This window comes from Kitasatospora sp. NPDC004799 (assembly GCF_040609095.1).
Taxonomy (GTDB): domain Bacteria; phylum Actinomycetota; class Actinomycetes; order Streptomycetales; family Streptomycetaceae; genus Kitasatospora.
Genome location: NZ_JBEXJK010000778.1, coordinates 1 through 1559, shown reverse-complemented (window position 1 = coordinate 1559; position 1559 = coordinate 1). Strand labels below are relative to the sequence as shown.

Annotated in this window: 1 pseudogene; it reads left to right on the top strand. The window is 80.6% G+C overall.

Annotated elements, in window-relative coordinates:
• Window positions 1–1457: 1457 nt before the first annotated feature.
• Window positions 1458–1559 (top strand): annotated as a pseudogene (locus ABZW03_RS40750) (thymidine kinase); the annotation flags it as partial.

The following is a 1559-nucleotide window of genomic DNA, read 5'->3' as shown; positions in this document are numbered from 1 at the left end:
GCTCTCCCTCGACGGGCTCCCGCCATTCGAGGGACCACCGCCTCGGACCGACGCAGTCGAGCGTTGGTCAGGCGCGCGGTCGCGCCGCTGGTCCCGACCCTGGCCGGGCCGGGCCACGGCGTCAGTGACGGCCTGAAGTTCCGCTCCCGGCTCACCGCTTGGCAGGACCCGTCGCTCTGCGGCCCGCTCGGCCACGCGGTCCTGCCGACCGCGCCGGCCGGCATCCTGCGGGCGGTGGCGGGGCCGGGCCTGCCGTCGCCCGTGCGGACGGGCGGGGACGAGCTCGTGGTGCCGGTCCTACCGGGTGGCGCCGGTGGGGAACAGCCGCTGGAGGAAGGGCCGTCGGGGGCGTCGGGGTCTTCCCGGGCGGCCCGGCAGGCCCGTCCGGTCCAGCGGTCCGTCCGGCTGCGGCGGCTTCCGGTGCGCTCGGGGCCGCGTCCGGCGCGCGCGGGCGGGGTCGAACGGCGGACCGTGCCGGACGGCGCCGACGGCGGTGTGCCGATGCCTGCTGTGGCGGTGGCCGACGCGGCCGCGCCGAGCGTGTCGACGCCGGTGGTGCCGTCGTCCGATCCGGCCACCGCGTCCCCGAGCCGGAACGACCCGGTGGTCCGGGCCGACCGTCCGGTGCGGCCGCGTTCCGTCGGCCTCCCGCTGGTCGTGGCGCGGCGGCCCCGCTCGCTGCCCGTGCGTCCGGTGGCGACCGTCCCGGGGTCGCTGAGGGCGTCGGGCGAGGTGGCCGAGCCGCAGAGCCGGACCACGGACCCGCCGCCACCCCGCGCGGCAGCGGTGCCGGACGGACCGGTCGACAGCGCGGGCCCGGTCGCGAGCCCGGAGACCGCCGCCCGGACGGCGCCGGGCCCGGTCGGCACCTCCGCACCCGCGCGGAGCGGGCCGGCCGACGGGGTGGTCCAGCGGGCCGCCGCGAGTGGCCCTGCCGGGCCCAGCCGTCCGGTGCTCGGTGCTCCGCTGACCGCGTTGCCCGCGAGCGCCGCGCCTGTGGCCGCTTCCAGTCCGCAAGGCCGTGAAACGGCCTCGGGCGCACCTGCCATGCCCGTCGTCCCCGCCGGCTCGGGGGCCACCGCCGGTCGTGAGCCGGGCGGGCTCGATGACGCCCGTCCGTCCGCGCCGTCCCCGGCCCCGTCGCAGGCCCGCCGCCGTCGTACGGGCGGTGGGCCCGGCAGCCCGGCAGCGTCCCGGTCCGACCGTGGGGCCGCCGAGGGCGCGCCCGTCCAGCGCACGCCGTCCGGGGCCGGTACGCCCGCACCGACTTCGTCGTCGGCCCCCGAACGCCCTGCGCCGGTCCGTCCGGACTCGGCCCCCGCGCGCGGGGGCGGGGCCGGTGCGTCCATTCCGTCGGCGTCGGCCACCCCTGGACGCGCCGCACCGGCTCAGCCCGTCGCAGGAACGTCCGTCCAGCGTGCGGTGTCCGAGGCCGGTACGCCCGCCCCGCCGACGCCGACCACGCCGCGCGCGGCCGGCAGGGCGTGATCCTCACCCGCAACGACCGGGCGGGCGCGGCGACGATCTCCAGCCGGCTGGGCCTGCGCGCCGAGGCGGTC